Origin of the sequence: Gordonibacter sp. RACS_AR49 (assembly GCF_030418435.1) — a bacterium.
Lineage (GTDB): Bacteria > Actinomycetota > Coriobacteriia > Coriobacteriales > Eggerthellaceae > Gordonibacter > Gordonibacter urolithinfaciens.
The window spans coordinates 370548-386543 of record NZ_JAIUDM010000002.1; the positions used below are offsets into that span (position 1 = coordinate 370548).

The 15996-nt window shown below is 66.4% G+C and carries 14 protein-coding genes; 10 read left to right on the forward strand and 4 right to left on the reverse strand.

Annotated features, from left to right (window positions below; translation table 11 throughout):
* Positions 1-187 precede the first annotated feature (187 nt).
* Entirely contained in the window at positions 188-1327 is a 1140-nt protein-coding gene (locus LB310_RS06140; RefSeq protein ID WP_278805183.1) for an MFS transporter, read from the reverse strand.
* Between the two features lie 291 nt (positions 1328-1618).
* Between LB310_RS06140 and LB310_RS06145 the strand changes: the two genes are divergently transcribed.
* Both LB310_RS06145 and LB310_RS06150 read left to right on the forward strand, forming a co-directional pair.
* Entirely contained in the window at positions 1619-2671 is a 1053-nt protein-coding gene (locus LB310_RS06145; protein WP_087190099.1) for an inorganic phosphate transporter, read from the forward strand.
* 12 nt (positions 2672-2683) lie between these two features.
* Entirely contained in the window at positions 2684-3313 is a 630-nt protein-coding gene (locus tag LB310_RS06150) for a DUF47 domain-containing protein (protein WP_096227290.1), read from the forward strand.
* Between the two features lie 306 nt (positions 3314-3619).
* On the opposite strand, the gene LB310_RS06155 is transcribed toward LB310_RS06150, so the two are convergent.
* Positions 3620-4588 carry a TRIC cation channel family protein gene (locus tag LB310_RS06155; protein WP_278805186.1) on the reverse strand — a complete coding sequence of 323 codons (969 nt, stop codon included), beginning with the start codon at positions 4586-4588 and terminating at the stop codon, positions 3620-3622.
* 6 nt (positions 4589-4594) lie between these two features.
* Positions 4595-5653: a zinc dependent phospholipase C family protein gene (locus LB310_RS06160; RefSeq protein ID WP_278805188.1), complete on the reverse strand. Its 1059-nt coding sequence runs from the start codon at positions 5651-5653 to the stop codon at positions 4595-4597.
* Positions 5654-5821: 168 nt separating this feature from the next.
* On the opposite strand from LB310_RS06160, the gene LB310_RS06165 reads away from it, so the two are divergent.
* The 8 genes from LB310_RS06165 to LB310_RS06200 all read left to right on the forward strand — a co-directional run bounded on the left by LB310_RS06165 (position 5822) and on the right by LB310_RS06200 (position 15599).
* Entirely contained in the window at positions 5822-7048 is a 1227-nt protein-coding gene (locus LB310_RS06165; RefSeq protein WP_087190096.1) for an MFS transporter, read from the forward strand.
* A 219-nt stretch (positions 7049-7267) separates the two neighbouring features.
* Positions 7268-7453: a hypothetical protein gene (locus LB310_RS06170; protein ID WP_087190095.1), complete on the forward strand. Its 186-nt coding sequence runs from the start codon at positions 7268-7270 to the stop codon at positions 7451-7453.
* Positions 7454-7643: 190 nt separating this feature from the next.
* On the forward strand, positions 7644-8816 hold the full coding sequence (locus LB310_RS06175; RefSeq protein ID WP_278805192.1) for a PucR family transcriptional regulator: 1173 nt from the start codon (positions 7644-7646) through the stop codon (positions 8814-8816).
* A gap of 168 nt (positions 8817-8984) precedes the next feature.
* A complete protein-coding gene (locus LB310_RS06180; protein ID WP_087190093.1) occupies positions 8985-10265 on the forward strand; it encodes an aspartate kinase in 1281 nt (426 codons plus the stop codon).
* A 115-nt stretch (positions 10266-10380) separates the two neighbouring features.
* The gene (locus tag LB310_RS06185; protein ID WP_264465274.1) at positions 10381-10512 is read left to right on the forward strand and encodes a hypothetical protein; all 132 of its coding nucleotides are present in this window, start codon (positions 10381-10383) and stop codon (positions 10510-10512) included.
* Positions 10513-10647: 135 nt separating this feature from the next.
* The gene (locus LB310_RS06190) at positions 10648-11697 is read left to right on the forward strand and encodes an aspartate-semialdehyde dehydrogenase (protein WP_096227285.1); all 1050 of its coding nucleotides are present in this window, start codon (positions 10648-10650) and stop codon (positions 11695-11697) included.
* Positions 11698-11940: 243 nt separating this feature from the next.
* Positions 11941-13323: an ABC transporter substrate-binding protein gene (locus tag LB310_RS06195; protein WP_278805195.1), complete on the forward strand. Its 1383-nt coding sequence runs from the start codon at positions 11941-11943 to the stop codon at positions 13321-13323.
* Positions 13323-15599: an EAL domain-containing protein gene (locus tag LB310_RS06200; RefSeq protein WP_278805196.1), complete on the forward strand. Its 2277-nt coding sequence runs from the start codon at positions 13323-13325 to the stop codon at positions 15597-15599. The genes LB310_RS06195 and LB310_RS06200 overlap by 1 nt, the downstream gene beginning before the upstream one ends.
* Before the next feature lie 42 nt (positions 15600-15641).
* On the opposite strand, the gene LB310_RS06205 is transcribed toward LB310_RS06200, so the two are convergent.
* The gene (locus tag LB310_RS06205) at positions 15642-15836 is read right to left on the reverse strand and encodes a helix-turn-helix domain-containing protein (RefSeq protein ID WP_301154744.1); all 195 of its coding nucleotides are present in this window, start codon (positions 15834-15836) and stop codon (positions 15642-15644) included.
* Positions 15837-15996 lie beyond the last annotated feature (160 nt).

Consider the following 15996-nt stretch of genomic DNA (forward strand, 5'->3'; position numbering starts at 1 on the left):
CCCGCTACCTGCTTCGCCCTATCGGCGCCGCCGCACGCTCTGGCCCGTTGCGCCGCCAGCACCGACCTGTCTGTGCCCATGTGGCCGCGCTGCGCATGTCCGCATCCCGTGTTCGTGCCTCGCGCAGCGCTGCGTGCCTGCTCCGCCCCATTGGCACGCAGCGTTGGGTTTGCGAATCAGCTCCCTCTTACCGGCGCCTCCCCATCCACGCCGCCACGACCAGACATACCGCGCAGAACGCGCCGAACAAGGACAGCCCCGGCAGGTTCGAGCCGAAGACGGCCGTGCTCGCGGCCAGCACGAGTGGAGGAAAGAAGCCGCCCAGGCCTCCCCACATGGACACCAGGCCGTTCACCGGGCCGGCTTGTCCCAGGAAGTACGTGGGCACCAGCTTGAACACCGCGCCGTTGCCGATGCCGCATGCCGCGCTGATCAGATAGATGCCTGCCAGGTACACGGGCAGGCCAGGTGCCAGCGCCAGCACCGCGGCGCCCACCGCGAGCGCAGCGAACACGACCGCCAGAAGCCGTAAGCAGTCATACCGGTCGGCCAGCCAGCCGCCCAAGACGCGCAAGGTTGCGGCCGCCACGATGAATGCGCTGGTGAGCATGCCTGCCGTCACGCCGTCCAGCCCATAGTGCATCACAAGGAAGTTCGGCAGGTACACGGTGAGCGCCACGAACGCTCCGAACGTCACGAAGTAGAACAGCGACAGGGCCCACAGGCGCCCATCGCGCCACACGGTTTTGATCTGGGCCACGATGGGCGTCCTCACGCGCGGCTCGGCGCGGTCGCCCAGCACGAGGTTCACCGCTATGGCCGCCACGAGCAGCACCAGGTACAGCTTCACGGCCACACGCCAGTCCCAGGCCGCCGCCGCGAGGGGTGCGAGCCACGTGGTAAGCGCCGTGCCCATGTTGCCGAACCCGTACACTCCGTTCACGAAACCGTGACGCTCGCGCGGGTAGTATTTCGGCAGCGACGTCACGCCCACGGAGAACACGGAGCCGCCTATGCCCAGGAACACCCCGCCGGTGATGAGCGCCTCGTACGTGGTGGCCTCGCTGATGAGCCACACGGGGAGGAGCAGGCAGACGAAGCTGGCCAGGAACACCGTGCGTGCACCCAGCCGGTTCGTCAGGTAGCCCAACGGCACGCGCAGCACCGAGCCCAGGATCACGGGGACGGCCGTGACGAGCGCCACCCGATCAGGCGGAATGGCAATGTCCTGCAAGATGTACGGCAGCAGCGACGACATGATCACCCACACCATGAAGCCCACGATGAGGTCGCCCGTCTGCAGCGGCAGCTGTATGCTCTTCTTCATGCGTTTGCTCCCCTCGAGCAAAGATGTCCCCCTCGTGCCGCCGGAGGCATCGGCCTCCCTGCGCGGCCCTCGCCTCCAATCCATAGCGACATGCTTATATATTAGCAGTCGGCGCACGCGGCCCTTTGCCGAATGCCCGGTATTTTCTTTTCGTATGGGCCCCTTTACGCGAATTTTACCAAACGGTTCGTCCGCCGACGTAAAAAGCAGGTTGCTCCCCTAGCTCTTTGTTAGATTTACGTTAAACTGGTGAGCTGCTGGCCTTTTTGCTGTTTTGTCGAGAGGGAACCTGTGACCATAGAGTGGGCTACGTTCATTGCCGAGCTCGCCTCCAACCCGGTGCTGGTGGCCGTGACGCTGCTCAATATCGGCGTCATCGTCGTCAACGGCGCCACCGACGCCCCCAACGCCATCGCCACGGTCGTCTCCACGCGGGCCATGAAGCCCAAGCTGGCCATCCTCATGGCGGCGGTCTGCAACTTCCTGGGCCTGCTGCTCGTCTCGCTCGTCACGTCCGCCGTCGCGCACACCATCTTCAACATGGTGGATTTCGGCGGCAACTCCCAACAGGCGCTCATCGCGCTTACGGCCGCCATGATCGCCATCATCGTGTGGGGCGCGGCGGCCTGGTGGTTCGGCATTCCCACGAGCCAGTCGCATTCGCTCATCGCCGGCCTCACGGGTGCGGCCATCGCGCTGCAGGGCGGCTTCGGCGCCATCAACGGCGGCGAGTGGATGAAGGTGGTGTACGGCATCCTGCTGTCCACGCTGCTGGGGTTCTTCCTGGGTTGGGCCAATTCCAAGATCGTCGGCCGCGTGTGCCGCAACATGGACCGCAAGCGCACGACGAAGGTGTTCCGCTGGGCCCAGGTGGCCTCGGGCGCGGGCGTGGCGTTCATGCACGGCGCCCAGGACGGGCAGAAGTTCATGAGCATCTTCGTGCTGGCCATCACGCTGGCCACGGGCGTGGGCCAGGCCGACCAGATGGTCCTGCCCATTTGGCTCATGTTCTTCTGCGCGCTGAACATGGGCATCGGCACGGCTGTGGGAGGCGAGCGCATCATCAAGAGCGTCGGCCTCGACATGGTGAAGCTGGAGCCGTTCCAAGGGTTCGCGGCCAGCGCCGCCACGTTCTTCTGCCTCATGCTGTCCACGTTCGCCGGCTTGCCGGTTTCCACGACGCACACGAACACCACGGCCATCATGGGCGTGGGCGCCGCCAAGCGCAAGAGCGCCGTGAAATGGGGCATCGCCGTCGACATGGTGAAGACGTGGGTGCTCACGTTCCCCGGATGCGGCCTGCTCGGGTTCGCATTCGCCCACTTGTTCCTGTTCTTCTCGTAAAAGGAGAGTTCAATGTCCAAGAAGCACAAGTTCGATTACTTCGACGCCTTTGAAAAGCAGTCCGCGATGGCCGTGAAGGAGGCCGAGCTGCTTATCGAGGCTATCGAGAACTTCACCGAGGCCGAGGACCTGCGCGGTATCATGGAGCGTGCGCACGAGCTCGAGCACGAGGGCGACGAGGTCAACCACGCCATCTTCAAGACGGTGGCCACCGACTTCATCACGCCCATCGAGCGCGAGGACATCATCGAGCTGTCGCAGTACCTCGACAACATCATCGACTACATCGAGGACGTCATGCAGCGCTTCTACATGTACGACGTCCACTTCATGCACCACGATGCCGAAGAGTTCGCCTGCCTTATCAAGAAGAGCTGCGAGGCGCTCGACAAGGCCATGGTGGACTTCCGCAACTTCAAGAAGTCGAAGACGTTCAAGCAGCTCATCGTGGACGTGAACACCTACGAGGAAGAGGCCGACCGGCTGTACCTCAAGGTCATCCGCAAGCTGCACACCGAGGACAACGACAACCCCATGCGCGTGCTGGTGTGGTCGCAGATCTTCGACCGCATGGAGAAGTGCTGCGACGCCTGCGAGCACGTGGCCGACACCATGAGCACCATCCTGCTGAAGAACGTATAGCGTTTCGCGGGCCTTCCGGCCCGCGAAACCCCTGCCGACGCTGCGGAGCCCCCTGGCACCCGAGCTTGTCACGATCCCGTAGGTTCGCGTACCGCAGTACGCTTCACCTCCGCGATCCTGCCAATCTCGGGTGCCAGGGGGCTCCTCGCTGACTTACTACGCCAACCTGGGCGGCTGTTATGCGCCCTCCGGGCGCATGGGCGGGTCGCTTCGCTTCCGCCCGCCAACCTGGGCGGTTGTTCTCGCGCTTCGCGCGAGGCGCAGGTCGCTTCGCTCCTGCGCGGAGGCTCCTCGGCTGACCGCCCCTTACGAGTGCGGCTCGAACGGGTCGCGGGGCTCGTCGTCCTCGCCGCCCATGATGCGGCGCAGCTCCTCGCGGTCCACGTGGATGCGGTCGCTCGGGTCGCTGGGCGCGGCGTCGGCCGGGGCGGCCTGCGGGGTTGCGGGCGCGTCGTGCTGCGCGGCCGCCTCGGTCCCGCGCATCTCGACCGGCGGCAGGGGCGACGTGCTGCCGGGCGAGCGCCACAGCCAGCGCAGTCGCTCGTAGGCGCGGCGGCGCTCGCGCTCGCGCTCCACCTTGCCCTTGGGCGGGCGCACGCGCCGCGCCACCGACTTCACGGGGCGGGCCACGGCGCTCGTCACCACGTCCGTGTAGTCCTTGGGCGGCGTGGTCTTCCAGCCGAAGAACAGCGACGCGTAGCGCAGCCCCAGCACGATGGCCACGCAGGCGTAGGGCGCGTACTGGTCCAGCACGTGGTTCTGCGCCATGAGCGCGTACACCGTGGAGCCGATGAGCGCGGCCGAGCCGTACATGGCGCCGGCCTGGAACGCTTCCGGCTCGCGGTTCATGAAAACGTCGCGCAGGATGCCGCCGCCCACGGCGGTCACGGTGCCCAGGATGATGGAGGGCACGACGTCGAGCCCGGCCGACAGGCCCTTGCCCACGCTGATCACGGCCCACAGCGCTACCGAGAGGTTGTCCAGCAGCGCCACCACCGGGTCCAGGTACGTGGCCAGCTTGCCGAAGTAGAACACGATGACGCCTGCGCCCGCGCAAGCCAGCAGCAGCTCGGGTTTCTGGAATGCGTAGATGCCGTAGTTCTGCATGAGCAGATCGCGCATGATGCCGCCCGCCAGGCCGGCGGTGAGCGCGATGCACACCACGCCGAAGATGTCGTAGCGGGCGCGCACGGCGCTCATGGCGCCCGACAGGCCGCCCGTCAGCGCGGCGGCCAGCTCCAGCCAGAACGGGATGGTGAGGACGACTTCCAGCATGGCGCGCTAGGCGCCGCGGGGGGCGGGGGTGTTCGGGGCGGCCGCGTTGCGGCCAGAGGGCTCCGTTGCGTTCGCCGTCTCGCCCTCTGCGCCGTGCGCCGTGCCGCCGTCCTCCACCGACACGAGCGTGGCCACCACGGGTCGGCCCGAGAAGTCCAGCTCGCCGGTCAGGGCGCGCGCGGCCCCCAGGTCGAAGTCGTCGCGGTCGAAGGCGTCGATGTTCTCCTCGGCCTTCTCGAGCGCCCGGCCGTACAGGTCCCAGAAGCTCGCCGTGCTCACCTCGCCCGTGTACGGGTTCTCCCAGGCCTCGTGGGCGCGGTTGTCGTAGATGCTCTCGGTGAGCGCCACGGGACGATGGCTCATGGACTGGTAGAACGAGTAAGGGCGCACGAATCCCTCGATGCGTCCCAGCAGCGCACGCTTGGCGCCGGTCCTGGAGTAGAACAGCCGCTGCACGCGGCGGAAGTTGCGTACGGACCGCGCGAACAGGTCGCGCGGCACGATGCGCCCGTACACCGTGAGCGCTGCGTAGGAGTACATCTTCGACACCACGCCCAGCACGAAGTCGCTGGCCTGCAGGATCTCGCGCCACGGCTGGAACGTTGCCACCGTCTCGCCGCGCTTCTCGAACAGCACGAGCTCGTCCAGCTCGCTTTCGATGACGGCGTGCACCTCATGGGCGTCGTCGCGCGAGAGGCCCGGTTCGCCGGCATCGGTGAGCAGGTACTCGTGGAAGAACACGAGCGGGTGCATGGTGGAATCCAGCGTGTAGTGGCACAGGAAGCCGAACGCGTAGGCGCGCCCGACGGGCAGTTCGTCGTCATCGAGGATGCCGAGGGAGTCTTTGAATGCCTTGATGAGCTCGCTCGGCTTCTCGCCGTGCATGACGTTGCCCAAGCGGTTGTGCTCGTGCAGGCGCGGGTCGGCAACCGCGTAGAACAGGGGGTCCGGACCTTGGTTGCCCAGCAGGAACGCCTCGGCCTCGTCGCGGGTTCCGCCGACGTTGCGGAAGATATGGTCGTAGACGTCTTGGCCGAAGAAGTCGTGCGTGATGAGAGCGGGCATGGCGCGGTACCCCGTTTCTGACGTGAAATTTACCCGTGTCGCTTAGCGCTATCATATACAATGAGGCGGTGCTTGTTAACCGTCGGTTTCCCAGTTGTGAAGAACGTTTCCAGCTGAACGGCGGTGGCGAGGCGCGCGGGGGCGCGCGGGACGAGAGGAAGGCGCACCATGGCGCGAGCGAAGTTGACGAGGCAGGAACGCAGCTGGGTTCTGTACGACGTGGGAAACTCGGCGTTCGTGCTGCTGGCCACGGCCCTTATTCCGGTGTACTTCGCCTCGATCGCCGAGGAAGGCTCGTCGGTGGTGGTGGCCTGGGGCTACGCCGAGACGGTGGCGTCGCTCATCCTGGCCCTGCTCATGCCCGTCCTGGGCAGCCTCGCCGATCTCAAGGGCAACAAGAAGAAGTTCTTCGTCGGCACGGTGGGCACGGGCGCCATCGCGCTGGCGGCCCTTGGCATTCCCACGGCTGCCATGGCGTTCCTCGTGCTGTATGTGATCGCGTCCATCATGCTGAACGGCTCCATGGTGTTCTACGACGCGTTCCTCGTGGACGCCACCTGTGACGAGCGCTACGACGAGGTGTCGTCGCAGGGCTACGCATGGGGTTACATCGGCTCGTGCGTGCCGTTCATCGCATGCTTGGCCGTGGTGTTGGGTGGGCCGTCTATCGGCATCCCCATGGATATCGGCATGAAGATAGCGTTTCTCATCACGGCTGCGTGGTGGGTGGCGTTTAGCATCCCGCTCATTCGCGACGTGCACCAGACGCACTACAAGGAGCGTGCCGAGCACCTGATCCGCGACACGTTCGGCGGCCTGTGGAAGACGGTGAAGCGTATCTTCAAGGATCGGCGGCTGCGCTTGTTCATGCTGGCGTTCTTCTGCTACATCGACGGCGTGCACACCATCATCAAGATGTCCACGAGCTATGGCACCGATCTGGGGATCGATGCGACGCAGCTCGTGCTGGCGCTGCTGGTGACGCAGTTCGTGGCGTTCCCGTCGGCCATCGCCTACGGGCGATTGTCCGGCAGGTTCGGCACGAAGCGCATGCTGCTCGTGGCCATCGGCGCGTACTTCTGCATCACGCTGTTCGCGGCGTTCTTCCTGCGCGAGGCGTTCGAGTTCTGGATCCTCGCCATCTGCGTGGGCCTGTTCCAGGGCGGCATCCAGGCGCTCTCGCGCAGCGAGTTCGGCAAGCTCATTCCCAAGGAGCATGCCAACGAGTACTACGGCTTCTTCGACATCTTCGGCAAGTACGCCGCCGTCATGGGCACGTTTCTGGTGAGCGTGTTCACGCAGCTCACCGGCAACTCGTCCATGGGCGTGCTGTCCATTGCCGTGCTGTTCGTGGTGGGCTTCGTGTTGCTGTGGCGGATGCCGGAGAGGGAATAGGGAGGCTGCGGCGCGGGCGCACCGTCGGTCGGCAGGGGAGAGACGCGACTGCCGCCGGTCGTCAGCTCCGTTATCGTCAACCGGGAAAGCAAGGCCTTTTGCCCCCGTTTTGTCCAATGGCACAAAACGGGGGCTTGCGATTGTCCCGCTTGTCCAAAAGAGGGCGGGGGCGTGCAGGATATCCTCTTGGTACGAGAATTCGACCGAGAGGAGCATCCCATGTTGGAGAAGTTGGACGAGCAGGCCACGTCGGCCCTGCTCTCGCTGGATTCCGGAGACTTGGCGTACTGCCTGAAGCTGACGAAGCGCTTCGAGCAAATGGGCGTGAGCCCCCAGCATGCCAGCAACGCGCTCTGCACGCTGGTGGATAACGGCAACTTGGAAGATCTTTACCAGGCTGGATAGGCAATGCTTTCCCCGGTAAAGCGCAGACCGGCCCGCAGGATGCCGGCCAGCAACGGTGCCCGCTGGCGCGCAGGGGTGGCGCGCGGTCCCGCTGCCGTCGGGGTGCATCGCCCTGCCCGTAGGACGGCGCACCCCGACGGCAGCGACGCATTTGGTGTAGTATGGGCCCATCGTCGAGAGGGGTTCAGGTGTGATAACCGTTGCGGACATCATCGCGTTGCCGGCGTTCGAGCGCATCGAGCTGGCGGCTCCGTGCGCGGGGGCGGGCACGCGCGAGGTGCGCAACGTGGGCATTCTGGATCTCGCACCAGACGAGCAGGCGTATGCCGATTACCTGCCAGGTGAGTTCATTGCGTCGAACCTCGGTTTCGCACGCGACGACGCGGCGCTTGCCGAGGCTTCGCTCCTCGCGCTCATAAAGAGAAACGTGGCGGCGGTGGCCGTGAAGAACGTGCACCACCCTCATCTGAGCGAGGCGGTGCGCACGGCCAGCACGTCGGCCGGCGTGCCGCTGTACCTCTACGACGGTGCCTACCACGAGGTGCTGGCTTATCAGGCGCTCGACCTCATTCGCCGCGACGGCGAGGAGTCGGACAAAGGGCGCATGGTGGATGCGCTTCTGGCAGCTCGCGATAGCCAGGGCACGCGCGCCAAGCTCTATCAGCTCACCGGAGCCATGGGCGCCACGCTGCAGTGCCTCGCCGTGGCGCCGCGCAACGCCGACGAATGCTCGCTGTACGCCGCGCTCGATGCGCTTGCGGAGGTGCTGCGCGCGTTCAAGGCCGATTGGGCCAGCGTGGACACGGTGTTCGCCTGCCGCTACCACGACCTCCTGCTTGCGTTCGTGTCCTATGCGCAGCCTCCAGCCTCCGTTCGCGCGGCCTCCGAGGCCGACTTGGTGGCGCGCATCCAGGGCATCGGCCCTCTGTGGCTCGGGGTGGGGGAGGAGGGTCCCTTGTCCGACGGCGACCTGAGCGTGCGCGAGGCCCTGGCCGCGCTCAAGACCGCTCGCATCGAGGCCGATGCGGTGATGTGCTGGGCCGACCTGCATCACGACGCCTTCCGCGCCGCGGCGGCCGCCAGCCGCCTGTTCGGTCGCACCGCCGCGTTTCATCGCGCTCTGCTGGAGGAATACGACGCGGAAAACGACGCCGAGCTGGCCCCCACGGCCGAAGCCCTCGCCCGCGCCTACGGCGACGTGCGCGCGGCCGCCGAGCAGCTGCACCAGCATCCCAACACCGTGCGCTACCGCCTGCGCAGGGCGAAGGCGGTGCTCGGCATGCCCGACGCCCCGGACCGCGAGTTCGCCTTCCTGCTGGGCCTTATCTTCCTCGACCGCACGAATCCGCTGCTCGGGCGCTGACGCCCGACAGGTCGGGCGCACGCATCCCCACCGGATAGTATCTTCGTTCCAGTTCCCCCTTTCGCTTTCCCCGTGAAAAAACGCCTGCTCGCGGGTGTTCGGTGCGCGTGGAGGCCGGCTCTTTGGTATAGTGGAGAGCCAACTGGGCCAATGACGAGAAAGAACGCCATGTCGCTAATCGTAGCAAAATTCGGGGGAACCTCAGTTGCCTCGCCCGAGCGCATCCAGATGGTGGCGAAGAAGGTCATCGCGAAGAAGCAGGCCGGCCACGACGTGGTGGCCGTGGTGTCCGCCATGGGCAAGACCACCGACGAGCTGGTGGGCCTCGCCCGCGCGCTCAACCAAGATCCGCCCGCCCGCGAGATGGACCGGCTGCTGTCCACCGGCGAGCAGGTGTCCATGACGCTTCTGGCCATGGCCATCGAAGCGCGCGGCTACAAGTCCATGAGCTTCACGGGCCGCCAGGCCGGCATCGAGACCGACGGCATGCACGCGAAGGCCAAGATCGTGAAGGTGCACAACGAGCGCATCATGGAGGCCATCGCCGCCGGCGCCATCCCCGTGGTGGCCGGCTTCCAAGGCATCGATGCGAACGGCGACATCACCACGCTCGGCCGCGGGGGCTCCGACACGACGGCCGTGGCCGTTGCCTGGGGCATCGGCGCGGACGTGTGCGAGATCTACTCCGACGTGGACGGCGTGTACACGGCCGACCCGCGCGTGTGCCCGCGCGCCAAGAAGCTCGACGCCGTGTCCTACGATGACATGCTGGAGCTGTCCGGCTCGGGCGCGGGCGTGCTGCAGATGCGCGCCGTGGAGTTCGCCCGCAAGTACGACGTGGTCATCCATTCCCGCTCGGCGTTCTCCGAGGCCGAGGGCACCTACATCAAGGAGGAAACCGACATGATGGAAGAAGCCGTCATCACCGGCATCGCGCACGACACGTCCGAGGTGAAGGTGACCATCCGCGGCGTGCCCGACATGACGGGCGTGGCGGCGAAGGTGTTCAGCGCGCTGGCCGGGAACAACGTGCGCGTGGACATGATCATCCAGAACATCTCGGAAGACGGCTTCACGGACATCAGCTTCACGTGCGCCGGCGCCGACCTGGCGCTTGCGCGCGAGACCATCGAGCGCATCCTGCCCGACATCAGCGCCCGCGAGTTCGACGTGGACGAGGACATCGCGAAGGTGAGCCTCGTGGGCACGGGCATGAAGTCGTCGCCCGGCGTGGCGGCGCGCGCGTTCACTACGCTGGGGGAGAACCAGATCAACATCCTGGCCATCTCCACGTCGCCCATCCGCCTGTCCGTGGTGGTGGACGGCTCGCAGGCCGCCGAGGCCGTGCGCTGCCTGCACACGGCGTTCGACCTGGACAGCGACAGCGTGTTCGAGGAGACGCAGCTTTCCGCCGAGGAGATCGCCGCGAAGATGAACAAGGGGAGGTAGGGGAATGGGCGATGCATCCGTAAAGGCATTGTATATCATGCTATGATGGAAAGGGTCAGCGGACGTAAGTCCTGAGCGTCGGGCGGCACCTTCTTTTAGAAAGGAGGTGATTCGCTTGGGTGTCACGCTTGCATTCCTACAGCTTGCAGCTTCGGCTGTTGCGCTGGCGACTGCGGTCGTCGGCCTGCTGCGGGAGGCGATGGCGCTCGCCAAGGCGCTGATGGCGCACCAAAAAGATGACCGCTAGCAGGAACTAGCGGTCATGCTCCCTTAGCGGTGCCGCCTGGTTCCTACCTCAGGCAGTCCGCTGACTTCTGCAGTATAACCGCAACGAGGGTGTTTTTGCAAACGGTTCGGGGCTTGTGCAGCAAAGGAGCAAAAAATGGTTTGGACGAAGGAAATGCCGGCGAATCCGGTGGTGGCGGTGGCGGGAGCTACAGGAGCCGTGGGCAGCGAGTTCCTGAAGGTGCTGCACGACCTGGACTTTCCGGCGAGCGAGGTGCGGGCGCTGGCGTCGGCGCGTTCGGCGGGCAGGAAGTTGCCGTTCGCGGGCTGCGGGCAGGTGCCGGCGGGCGAGCTCACGGTGCAGGAGATGTGCCCGGAGTCGTTCGAGGGCGTTGACATCGCGCTGTTCAGCTGCGGCGCGGGCGTGTCGAAGGAGCTGCGCGAGGCCGTGACGGCCGCCGGCGCGGTCATGATCGACAACTCGAGCGCGTTCCGCATGGACGAGGACGTGCCGCTGGTGGTGCCCGAGGTGAACCCGGGCGACGTGGCCTGGCACAACGGCGTCATCGCGAACCCGAACTGCTCCACCATCCAGATGGTGGTGGCGCTGAAGCCGCTCTACGACCTCTCTCCCATCACGCGCGTGGTGGTGTCCACCTACCAGGCGGCCAGCGGCGGCGGCGCGCCGGCCATGGCCGAGCTGTACGACCAGACCAAGGCGTTCCTCGACGGCACGCCGGAGGACGAGCTGGAGGTGAAGGTGTTCCAGCACCGCATCGCGTTCAACTGCATCCCGCATATCGACGTGTTCCTGGACGACGATTCCACCAAGGAAGAGTGGAAGATGGTCGTGGAGACGAAGAAGATCATGGGCGACCAGGGCATCAAGGTGGCCGCCACCTGCGTGCGCGTGCCCGTGCTGCGCTGCCATGCGGAGTCGGTGAACGTGGAGTTCGCCGGCGACGTGGGCGTGGAGGCCGCGCGAGCCGCCCTCGCGGCGACCGACGGCATCACGGTCATGGACGACTGCGCCACGAACACCTATCCCATGCCGGGCATCCTGGCCGGCACCGACGACACCTACGTCGGCCGCCTGCGCCGCGACGACACGGTGGAGCACGGGCTGGCCATGTGGGTGGTGGCCGACCAGATCCGCAAGGGCGCCGCGCTCAACGCCGTGCAGATCGCCCAGCTGCTGCTGCCGTAGAGCGGCGCCCGCCTGCGTCCGCCCAGCGGAGCCGGCCCGCCATGCGGCCCGGCTCCGTTCTTCGCGGAACCTTCGCGCCCCGGAGGCGCTGTCACCGCTCCCGAAGGCATCGCGCGGGGCGGCGACGTTCAACTTAGGCTCGAATCGCACGCATGTCGATCGCGCGCAGTCGTGTTCTGCGTGCGCGGCGGGCAATTTTGCGCTACCATATCAGGTAGATGCCGTTTGGCGAAAGACGGGGATTTGACGCATACACCGAGCAACGACTGGGGAACCTTGCCCTCGCGGGGCGCCGCTCTCCGTGCGGAAGCGCCCACTGCGGCCGGGCCTGCCTCGCCGCTCACGCGCCGCCGCTTCCTGGCCGTCTCTGCTATCGGCTTGGCGACGGCCTTCGCCTCTTTCGCGCTTTCCGGCTGCTCCACCAGCAAGAACATCGTCGTCGGCGAGACGGCCGACGTGGAGGTCGACACCCGGCTCACGTTCTTCGGCTTCAAGTACGAGTCGATCAACGTCATGGCCATCGAGGACATCCTGCGCGACTTCATGGATGTTCATCCGAACGTGTCCGTGTCCTACGAGGGCATCAAAAGCAGGCCGTACTACGAGGCGCTTGTGAAGCGCCTGGATTCCGGCACCGGCGACGACGTGTTCATGATCGACCACGACACGGCGCTGTCGTTCGAGAAGAAGGGCTACCTGGCCGACTTGACCGACCTGCCCACCATCCCCACGTTCAGCAGGCTGGCCTTTGACCAGATGGAGGCCGAGGGCGCCATCCTGTACGTGCCGACGTCCATCTCCGCGTTCGGCCTGTACTGCAACACCGACCTGCTGGCTGCGCACGGCATCGAGGTGCCGCGCACGCTGGCGGAGTTCGAGCGCGCCTGCGACGCGTTCCTCGCCGACGGCGTCACGCCGCTCGTGGCGAACAACGACATCTCGCTCAAGACGCTCGCCATCGCGCGGGGCATGGCGGAGGTGTACGCCGCCGACAACGTGCGCGAGCGCGTTGTCGCTCTGGGCGCCGATCCCGATGCGCTGGCCGCGCAGCTACGCCCCGGCTTGGAGCTGGTGGAGCGCATCGTGGAGCGCGGCTACGTGGACGCGGGAACGGCCCTTGAAACGGAGAAGACCTCCGACGACCTGGACCAGTTCGCCACCGGCAGCTACCCGTTCATGCTCACGGGCGCCTGGGCCTCGGTGCGCATGCACGATATGGCGCCGGATATGGCGTACGAGGTGCATCCCTATCCGGTCCTCGAAGACCGGCCCGTGCTCGTGGTCAACGTCGACACGCGGGTGAGCGTGAACGCGAACGGCGCCCACGTCGAAGAGGCCAAGGAGTTTGCGGCCTTCCTCACCCAGCCGTCCGCCATCGAGCGCTTCGCGAACAGCCAGTGCTCGTTCAGCCCGTTGGAGGGCAACGCCGCCCCCGACGACGCCTCGCTGCAGCCGTTGGCCGGGGCGTTCGCCGCGGGCGCAGTCGTGGGCTCGGACGATAACATCCTCCTGCCCGTCTGGGGCGCGCTGCGCCAGAGCGTGGTGTCCCTGCTTGAGGGCGCGACGGTCGCCCAGGCCGAGGGCCAGCTGCGAAGCCTGCTGGCCGAGGGGGCGGATGCGTCCTGATGAAGTCGCGCAAGACGCTCATCTCGATCCTCGTGGCGGCGGTGTCCGTGGCCGTGATCGCCGGCACGATGCTGTTCGCGCGCTTCGTGCAGGACTCGTTGTGGGAGAAGTCCGTGACGGACGTGCTGGAGGTTACGGCGCAGGGCCAGCATGCGCTGGACACCTACTTCGAGAAGGACCTGGACACGCTCGACCTGCTCGCGGCCGAGCTTTCCGTGCAGCGTCACGACGACGAGGACCGGTTATTCGAGAAGCTGGCCCTGTTCGGGATGAACGACGACGGCACGGTGTACGTGTGCGTCGACTTGAGCACGGGCGCGGTGTACCGCACGGACAACGCCAACGCGTCGAGACTCACGGATGAGCAGATGGCCTCGACCGACGCGGCCGCCGATCGGGGCGTGCTGGAACCGTTCCTGGACGAGCGCACGGGCGGCAACATGATAGGCGTGTACGAGCGCTTCATGTTCTCTGACGGCACGCCGGGCATTGTGCGCAAGGCGCGCCCGCTCGGCGACGTGCAGGAACGGTTCTCGCTGTCGTTCTACAACGACAGCGGCTTCTCGTATGTGGTCAACGACGAGGGCGAGGTGGTCATGCGCTCGCAGCACCGCGACAGCAACCGCACGTTCTCCAGCATCTACGACATCGTGGGCTTCGAGGGCAACGCCGAAGCGGATGTCGCCTCGTTCCGCACCGCGCTCGAGCAGAACGTCAGCGGTGTGGCGCTGTTCTCGTATTTGGGCGAGGAGTACGTGTTCTGCTACACGCCGCTTGAGGGTACGGACGGTTGGGACGTGGTGTCCATCATACCGAACGACGTGGTCATGGAGCAGGCTAACGCCATCATCAACGCCACACTTCTTTTGTGCCTGGTCATCATCGTGGGGCTGGGCATCGTGCTGGCGGTGTACTGGCGCGGCAGCCGCGCGCACCGCAGGGAGATCGAGCGCATGGCGTTTTACGACGGCCTCACTGGGCTGCTCAGCGCCGACAAGTTCGCGCTGGAGGGCGACGTGCGGCTGGCGGAGCGCGCGAGGGCCGACAGGGTTGGCGGGAGCGCAGGAGGCGGCATGGCCGCGGCGTGCATCGACATAGACAACTTCAAGCTCATCAACGATGTGGACGGGTACGCGCGGGGCGACGAGGTGCTGCGGGAGCTCGCCGCCATCCTGTGCGAGGAGGCGGGGAAGGACGGCATCGCGGCGCGCCTGTCGGCCGACTACTTCCAGCTGCTGGTTCCGTACGCGCGCCGCGAGGATGCACTGGAGGCCTGCAAGCGCATAGCCGAACGGGCGCGCGGCATCGCAGGCAACGGGAAGCCGCTTGCCCTGCACATCGGCCTGTGCTGCTCGGAGGACGCGCCCGAGGCGCGCGACGCGAACGAGCTCACCGACCGCGCGCGCATCGCCCAGGTCGAATCGCGCAAGCGCGGCGAGACGCCGTGTGCCTACAGCAAGCCCATGCGCGACGCGCTGTTGCGCCGGGCCGACCTGGAGCGCACGATGGAGGGCGCGCTGGAGCACGGCGAGTTCTTCCACCTCGTGCAGCCGAAGTACGACGTGACGGGCACGCGCGTGCTGGGCGGAGAGGCGCTCGTGCGCTGGGACCGTCCCGACGAGGGTATCGTGGGCCCTGGCGAGTTCATCCCGCTGTTCGAGCAGAACGGGTTCATCCTGCGGCTCGACGAGTTCGTGTTCGAGAGCGTGTGCCGCGACCTGCGCGCACGCCTGGACGCCGGGCTGCCCGTGGTGCCGATCTCGGTGAACGTGTCCCGCCTGCACCTGCACCGCCCCGACTTCCTTTCCACGTACGTGCGCATCAAGGACGAGCACGGCATCCCCGACGGGCTGTGCGAGCTGGAGCTGACGGAGAGCATCGTCATCGAGGACCTGCACGGCATGTTCGACATCATGGACGGCATGCGCCGCGCCGGGTTCCGCTGCGCCATCGACGACTTCGGCTCGGGCCAGTCGTCGCTCAACGTGCTGAAGGACCTGCCCGCCGACGTGCTGAAGCTCGATCGCGACTTCCTGCTGGAGGGGTCGCTTCCCGGCACGGAGGAAACGGTGGTGCGCACGGTCATCACCATGGCCAAGGAGCTGCGCATGGACACGGTCATGGAGGGCGTGGAAACGCCGAAGCAGCTGGCGTTCCTGCGCACGACGGCGTGCGACATGGTGCAGGGCTTCGTGTTCTCGCGCCCCGTGCCCCCCGAGGAGTTCTACCGGCTGCTGGACACGGTCGCACCGGACGAGGGTGCGCCCCGAGACTGACCGTCGACAAGCTTCCCCGTGCTCTTCGGCGGTGAAAGGGTGCTACTTCCGCAGCATGCGGTAGCCGATGCCCACATGGGTTTGGAGGTAGGCGGGGTGGGCCGGGTCGCGCTCTATCTTCTTGCGCAGGGTGGCCATGAACACGCGCAGCGACGGCAGGTCGCTGGCCAGGGCGTTGCCCCACACCTCCTTCAGAATGGCGTTGTGCGTGAGCACCTTGCCGGTGTTGCGGGCCAAAAGCGCCAGCAGCTTGTACTCGATGGGGGGTGAGATGAACCTCTTCGCCGGCGAGGGTGACGGTGCGGGCGGCGTAGTCGATGCGCAGGTCGCCGTTCTCGTAGATGGGGCCGTCCCGGTCGGCGCCGGCATCCGCCGCCAAGCGCCGCGTGGCCACGCG